The sequence below is a fragment of the Polaromonas sp. OV174 genome (genome assembly GCF_900112285.1).
Classification (GTDB): domain Bacteria; phylum Pseudomonadota; class Gammaproteobacteria; order Burkholderiales; family Burkholderiaceae_C; genus Polaromonas.
Genome location: NZ_FOKZ01000036.1, coordinates 20,028 through 27,102, shown reverse-complemented (window position 1 = coordinate 27,102; position 7,075 = coordinate 20,028). Strand labels below are relative to the sequence as shown.

Sequence of the window (7,075 nt, the reverse complement as noted above, 5' to 3'; positions counted from 1 at the left end):
CCTTGTGTTTCTTGGCGGCTTCGGCCACCGTGGTGCGATCCGCTTCACGCAGGATCGTGACCATTTTCTCTTCTGTGAATCGACTCTTTTTCATGGGCTCCTCTTCGGATGGGAGCCGTCTTCCTAGAAATTAGTGTTTCGGAGAAACCGGGCAGGTCAGACTGGAGAAGCAATCGCGGCTTGAGTCGCGAGGTCATCGCCTCCCTGGTCGGCGGCGACTGGCTGCGCCATGGCCACAATGTGCTGCTGACCGGTGCCACCGGTTGCGGCAAGACCTGGCTGGCTTGTGCCCTGGGCGTAAGCGCGCGGCCTTGAACTCTGCGCTGTACTCGCGCCGTCGAGGGCGCTCCACTGTCGACACTTGATTCATCATCTCCACGATCTCCTTCGTGGGGACGATGCCCGTTCATGTCGATCGATTCAAGATGGGATCACCGCGTGCTTACCCCTGGGCCAGCAAGCAGCCCATTTGGGATTCTCCGTGCTTTATGCCCGTGCGCCCCGTTTGCTGGAAGAGTTGCATGTGGCGCATGGCGACGGCAGCTTTGCGCGGCGACTGGGCCAACTGGCCAGGCCGGACCGCTGATATTGGACGACTTCGCAATCGCACCCATTGCCGCGCACGAGCGCAATGATTTGCTGGAATTGTTGGATGACCGGGTGGGCAGTCGCTCCACGCTCATCACCAGCCAGTTGCCAGTGACTGCCTAGCATGCGTGGCTGGATGAACCCACGCTGGCCGATGCCATTCTGGACCGCATCGCGCACGGCTCCCACAAGATAGCCCTCAAAGGCGAGTCCATGAGAAAGCTCGCTAACGCCGATTTACCCATGCCGCAATCAGAGCTGTCCACGTTCATCGCGGACAGTTGAGATACGATTGCCACCGTCACTCAGGACGCCAGCGCAGGGTGTCCGCCATCAATGGAATGCGCACCCCATGTTATGCCAATCAATCAATTTGGCAGCGGTACCAACACCAATACGGGTAATCAGAACCGTTTGATCAGGCATTTAAATCAGTAGCGGTCTTCGAATTTTCTTCATCGTGAAATTTGGGGCGAATAAATACCTTTCTCCCCAAATGGTATACCAACAGGAACGTAGGCATTCTGATCCAGTGCGAGCGGATATAAAGTATAAAACGTGCCGCCGATACACCTAATGTACTGGTACTGGCATGCACAGGTCGCAAGGCTTGCATGTAGCATCTTTCCATGAGCCCGGCCACCAACACCGATGGTGCTCCAATTTTGGCTGCTTCTAGCACATACTGGGGCACAGAGGTATCGAGCATCAAGGTGGTGTACCGTAAGGCGTAATAAAGTGGTCGTGTTAACCCTAGCGTGACTGCCCGCGGTACGAGTTGAGCCCAAAAGTCGGGTGCAATGCCAAAATGCCGAAACAGGCTATCCAGATCAAACAGATCGCGTAGTCCTTTCTCAAAATCACCTTCATGGAAAAGGTGAGTTGCACTATGAAGTAGCATATCTACAGGTTGTAGGGCATATAAATTCGAATGACCTGGCAATGCAATAACGGCCTCTAACAAAGCCGGCGTGTTGACTTTGATCCGTGCTGTTTCTGGCAGGATAGTGTGGTGCACATCGATCGTCGTTCCCCGCCGAACGTGACGCATCGGGGGTATTTCGTGCATCCATCGGCGGTAGTAACGCTGGTCATATGCATCGTGGTGCGAACCTTGCCAGCCATGAATCATCAGCTCACTTTCTGTACGACCCAGTCCGCTTTTGGGAACCATGATGTCCACATCCACGAAAGTCCGACCGTGCGAAGCAGGCAGCCCAGCCAAGACATACGCAGCGCCTTTGAGAAGAACAACCTTGACGTCGGCATTCACCAAAGCCCGAGTAATGCACTCCACTTCCCAGCGCAAGGCAATTTCTTGTCTTTTGGCCATTTGCAGCGCTGAGATCAAGTGATTGCGTGGTGACAGAGGGACCGCGTTGATCAAACAATTCTGAGTCAACTCATGCGCCAGACGGGCCAGCAAATTGGAACTTCGCCCCTGACGAACCAATAGATCCCATTCCAGCGCACTCAAGTGACTCAGCGCCTGCGGTGTCAGTAGTGCAGTGACGATCAGATCACGTTGGCGATTCATCCTACTCGCCCCTCAAGCAGGGCATCAAATATGCGCTCCGCATCATCGAGCTGGCTATAGGTGAATTGATAACATTGACTTTGGTCCACCAACCTGCCAATCGCCTCAAATCCACGTTGGCCTTGAATATCGTAATTGAAAGACTGTTCCGCAATCAGCATGAAGGTGCGTGCCCGGCTATGGTGGGCCAACTCAGATGCGATACCGGGGGCGTACCTAGGTAAAACAATCCATGAAGGCCGCACTGGTTCACTGGCACGCAATACGCTGGACAACGGTGGACGCACTAGCGCAACCGTGCCCTTGGTTGTATCTGGCATCGGCGCAGTCATGACCGCGGCAGGTGCAAATTGCTTGATGATATCAATTGACTGGTTTTTCAGATTGATCGGTCGAGCCATGCCGTAGATTAAGCCGCTCTCCATGTCATAAAGCGCCAACTCATCTGAAAGCAAACGCCATCCACGCATTACCAAACCCGTGCAAAGTGTGCTTTTCCCGGAGCCTGGCGGGGCGGGTAATACGGCAGATTTCCCATTCTTTTCAATTACCGCTGCATGGATGATCAGGTACTGGTGACAGTGCGCGGCAACGCACCAGTTGAGTCCCCATTCCAACATGGCAATCGCATGGGCAACAGGCAAGGGAGTGAAAGAAGGACGGCCGTCAAAGAAAAAACGGATTTGTGGTTTAAACCAACGCCGAATGCCGATTTCGCGACTAATTTCAACATGAAAATCAGCAAATGCGTCAGTTGGACAAGCATCAAAATCCGCGTAGACAAGTCCGATGTCGCGAGCAAGTGATGGAACATTTGTCTTCAATCGAGCAACAAATGGCCCTAACCTCAATAATAATTCGCCGCGGTGCAGCAAATGGGTCAAATCAACCCTGGAGAATTTAGATATCTTCAACGAGGCATTCACTAATGAGGCCGACATTTTGCAAGTGTTGCAACGTTACCTCAATAAATTTCAAGATATTAGACTGATTGTCATCCGAGACTAGGCCAATAAGTTCAACTGCCAGCATTTCTGACGTACGAGGGGCCGCTGTGAGTAATTGAAGTAGTTCAAGCCCGAGACGTTCAATCAAATGGGTATCTCCCGACAAGGTGCTGTATACGACTGCAACATCTTCATCTTCCCACTCCCAAAAAACTAGCTTTTCAGATGACGATCGGATCCACAAAACGGAATTCCCTAAAAAAAAGAGCAGCCAACCCAAACTGCGACTAACGCGCAATCCAATTGTCGAAAAGATATTTCGTGATTTGGGTCGAATCCCAAGTCACACCCAGACCCGATGGACTGTAAGAGCCGGATGCCATTTTTTGCAACTCGCCAGGGGGGAAACACTTCTCCAACTCGTTCCCGCTTAAAGGCGACAAAAGGAGGTAATTGAGCTGGGCAACAATCGCCGATTTTTGAAGGGGAGAGCCACTCGTCAGCACCTCTTTGACCGTAGCTTGCCCATTTGCATTTGCGGCATTCAAGCCAGGAACCGTCGCCAGCAATTTCTTTATGGTCACTTTTGTGTAATCAAATTTACCATTAGTCTTCGTCGTCTTATCGTAAAGGGACGGATATTTTGTATTGAGCACCGACCAAGGCGCATTGGTATAGCCTGCAGCACTCTGTGCCAAGTTGTCACGCCAGTCGGAGATATACCATGCTTCGTTTGGATAGGACTGATGCCCAGCCTTATTTTTTAAACTTGTGTTGGGATTGATCAGCTCGGAGCCCCAAGCTGATGGACTTAGGCAACTCCAAGCGAACGCTGGGCGACTGGTCAGTGTGGCGACCACAGGAACAGCCGCCGTCCCCAACTTGATGAGCCGACGTCGAGATGGAGATGCAATAGGATGCGAATCCGAAATAGGCGCTTTCGCCACATCGGCGCCCGCGTCCCCTTGCCTGTCAATTTCGCTCATAAATTTCCCCCGCTAATTCATGCCGACGAGTTAAATTCTATCCGGCAGGAGCATGCATCACGAGTCTCCGCAACATCTCTTTCCAAGAGGCTCACCAAATATCCAAAAACCTCTCTTCAACTCGAAATGCACAAAATAAGCACAATTCGCGCCATTGAAATTAAGTGATTGATTTATATAGGGATTATTTTTTGAGCCTATGGGTAGATCAATAACTGTAAGAAAAACCAACACATTCACAAGCTCTTCAAAAGGGCTCCGACTTCAGCCTGTGCCGAAAACTTGTCACCAAGCTTACTCAGCTCATCTAATTCTTTCCTGGCCAAATCAATCTTTCCGCCTTTGATGTGGATTTTTGCCAGATTGAGTTTGAACAAGGAGTTTTGCGGCTGCAACGCCAATACTTTGTTTTGAAGCTCTAGCGCTTTGGAATAGTCGCCCTTGTCCGACAACAACACAGCCAGTGTGTCCATAAAAGCCGGCTGATTGGGGATCAGCGTATTGGCTTTCTCGGCAAAGGCAATAGCTCCTTCTTTGTTGAGTTTTGCAGTTACCCAAGCGAGGTTGTTGTAGGCAATCGCGTTATTGGGCTGCAGCTTGATGACTGTCGCGTAATTTTTTTCGGCGCCGACGTAGTCTTTACCCGCAATAGCGCGGTCGCCCAAATAGAGCGCGAAGGCTGCATCTTTAGGGGCGTCCTTCTGCCAAGTGGATGAGAACTTGTCTGCTTCCGCGCTTTTACCAGCTGCGGACAGCACGGAATGCAGCTTTATTGCCAGCCCAGGCGAATTCAGCTGCGTCAGGCCGACACGGTACGCCGTCGCCGCGCCATCCCAATTTTTCTGCGCGACGTTGATATCGCCTTCCAGCACGTAGCCTACCGCTTCCTTCGGCCGCTGCTTCTGCACCGTGCGCGCCGTCGTGAAGGCATCCTGGAACTTCTTGCCATCCAGATAGAGCTCAATCAAGGCACGCTGCGCTTCCAACAGATCGGGCTTGAGCTCTAGCGCTTTTCGAAGGCTGTTACCCGCAGCATCCTTGTTTTTATCGGCCAGATACGCGGCCGCCAAACGCATGTAAGGCAGCGGCGACAGCGCTTGCATGACGATCAACTTGTTGTAACTGGCAATGGCTTGGTTAAACTCCCCGGCGGCCTGTTGCGTGCGGCCCAATGCATCCAGCAACTCGGGGCTGTCTGGTAGGGCCGCCACGGCATTTTGCGCAACTGACGAGGCTACTTTGTAATCCTTGTTACGCAGGTGGAAGTCAATCAAAAGCAAACGAGGCGCCACATCAGCAGGATTTGCAGCCACTGCGTTGCCAATCAGCTTAGCCACATCATCCTTCCCTGCCCCTGACCGTGCGGCGAGCTCGGCCAGCGCCAGAAATGCCTGGCTATTTTTAGGGTCTCTGGAAAGCACGGACTCGAATCGTTTCTTCGCATCCTCCGGCTTATTGTCAGCCATGTCCATGGAGGCCAGACTAGCCACTGCCGGAAAGTAGGATGGGTCAATGATCAATGCTTGCTCAAAGCTCTTTCTTGCGCCAGCCATGTCTCGTTTTTCCAATAAAGTTGTCGCTCGCAGTTGGGCTGCTAACGGCTTGCCAGGTTGCTTCTTCTCAAGTCCGTCGATGGCCTTCAACGCCTGGTCGAACTCTTGGCGCCTCAGATGCACGCTAATCAGGGCAAAGTCTGCTGTCGTACCTGTGTCAGACATTGCAATATCCTGCAACTCGCCTAACGCCAAGTCGACCTGCCCACCCATCAAATGTGTCAAGGCAAGCGATGTTCGGTTTCTGCCGTCCTTGGGGTTCTGTTGAGAGGCTTTCGTGAAGTACTCCGCAGCCTGTTTGACGTCGCCATTTTGCAGATACACTTCGCCCGCCAGTGAAACCAGGTCAGGATCGATATGCTCCCTGTTCAGGCCCGGAAGCAGTGCCGCCAACGCCTTGGCCGGTTGCCCTGAGCGGAGGTAGGTCACAACAAGCAGCCGTCGTGCCAAGGGGAGCTCAGGCGCCAACTGAACCACCTTGCTCAAATAGCCTTCCGCCTGTGCAAGTGAATTGAGTTGAAGCTCCACAGCCCCAGCCAGTTGCAAACCTTGAACGTTGCTGGGAGTTAACTTTAAAACTTGTTGAACCAGATCTCTGGCTAGCTTGAAATCCTTTTTCTGAAAGGCTAACTGAGCCTCAAGGTATGTGGTTTGCGGATGTTGCGGTGCAAACTTCTTGATTTGTTCAACTTGGGCGGCCGCTTCAGTGTCGCTACCTTGCTGCAGCAGTAGCGTGGTGATGGCAGCCTGGCCTGCCAAAAAATCCGGCTTCACTTCAACCGCCTTGCGATAGGCCGCCAGGGCTTTGGTTGACTGATTTTTCGCATACAGCAAGATGTCGCCCTTGAGTTTCCAGCCCTCATAGCTCTTGGGTGATTTGGTGGTTATGTCATCTGCTATCGCCAGCGCCCCGTCAAAGTCGCGTTGCCCGGCCTTTTGTCGAGCTTGCGCAATCAGGGCCGGTGCATAGTCTGGCTCCGCCCGCAAGACAGCGTTCAAGGCCGCTTGTGATAGTTCAGTCTTGCCTTGAGTCGCATAAGCGGATGCGAGCGACATCTGCAGATTGGCTTTGGCAGAGGTTTGGCTTAGTTCGGTTTTAGCGAATTCATCCGTTAGTTTCCTGTCATGCCCTTGCGCCAGCAAGGCTCTGGCCAATTGCGGAATCACCAAGTCTTGCGGGTATTTCAAATCGAGAGCCTTACGCAACTCGGTCTCAGCCCCCACAGGGTCGCCACTATCCAGCAGAGCCGTCCCCAATAAAAAGCGTGCCTCGGGCAAGTTTGGATCGCGCTGAAGCGCATTTTTTATCTGAATGATCGCCGCCTTGCTATCGTTCTTCGCCAAATAGTCCTTGGCAGAAGTGAGCATGGCTTCAGGCTGGTCGCCGCACGCTGCGAGCAACAATGACACTAGCAAGGCCGACAGGACCGTGCCGCACGTTGATTTCTTGAAGTTCATATGCGT

At 52.6% G+C, this 7,075-nt stretch carries 5 protein-coding genes and 2 pseudogenes; 2 read left to right on the top strand and 5 right to left on the bottom strand.

Annotated features, from left to right (window positions below):
• Positions 1–159 precede the first annotated feature (159 nt).
• A pseudogene (locus BM160_RS20510) lies at positions 160–300 on the top strand (ATP-binding protein); the annotation flags it as partial.
• A gap of 109 nt (positions 301–409) precedes the next feature.
• Positions 410–873 (top strand): annotated as a pseudogene (locus BM160_RS20505) (ATP-binding protein); the annotation flags it as partial.
• A gap of 133 nt (positions 874–1,006) precedes the next feature.
• On the opposite strand, the gene BM160_RS20500 reads toward BM160_RS20505, so the two are convergent.
• From BM160_RS20500 to prsT, 5 genes are all read right to left on the bottom strand, one after another.
• Entirely contained in the window at positions 1,007–2,125 is a 1,119-nt protein-coding gene (locus BM160_RS20500; RefSeq protein WP_092008021.1) for a nucleotidyltransferase domain-containing protein, read from the bottom strand.
• Positions 2,122–3,066: an HprK-related kinase A gene (locus tag BM160_RS20495; protein ID WP_177219099.1), complete on the bottom strand. Its 945-nt coding sequence runs from the start codon at positions 3,064–3,066 to the stop codon at positions 2,122–2,124. Before BM160_RS20495 ends, BM160_RS20500 begins: the two co-directional genes overlap by 4 nt.
• Positions 3,026–3,220, bottom strand: a complete 195-nt coding sequence (locus BM160_RS23190; RefSeq protein ID WP_369821811.1) for a hypothetical protein — start codon at positions 3,218–3,220, stop codon at positions 3,026–3,028. The genes BM160_RS20495 and BM160_RS23190 overlap by 41 nt, the downstream gene beginning before the upstream one ends.
• A 139-nt stretch (positions 3,221–3,359) precedes the next feature.
• Positions 3,360–4,058, bottom strand: a complete 699-nt coding sequence (locus BM160_RS20485; RefSeq protein WP_092008018.1) for a hypothetical protein — start codon at positions 4,056–4,058, stop codon at positions 3,360–3,362.
• A gap of 236 nt (positions 4,059–4,294) precedes the next feature.
• Positions 4,295–7,069, bottom strand: coding sequence for an XrtA/PEP-CTERM system TPR-repeat protein PrsT (prsT, locus tag BM160_RS20480; RefSeq protein WP_092008017.1), 2,775 nt, complete (start codon positions 7,067–7,069; stop codon positions 4,295–4,297).
• Positions 7,070–7,075 lie beyond the last annotated feature (6 nt).

Bases quoted from the DNA above. Each gene is read 5' to 3' on its own strand.
- prsT (WP_092008017.1), bottom strand. From the start codon at position 7,069: ATGAACTTCAAGAAATCAACGTGCGGCACGGTCCTGTCGGCCTTGCTA.
- BM160_RS20485 (WP_092008018.1), bottom strand. From the start codon at position 4,058: ATGAGCGAAATTGACAGGCAAGGGGACGCGGGCGCCGATGTGGCGAAA.
- BM160_RS20495 (WP_177219099.1), bottom strand. From the start codon at position 3,066: ATGTCGGCCTCATTAGTGAATGCCTCGTTGAAGATATCTAAATTCTCC.
- BM160_RS20500 (WP_092008021.1), bottom strand. From the start codon at position 2,125: ATGAATCGCCAACGTGATCTGATCGTCACTGCACTACTGACACCGCAG.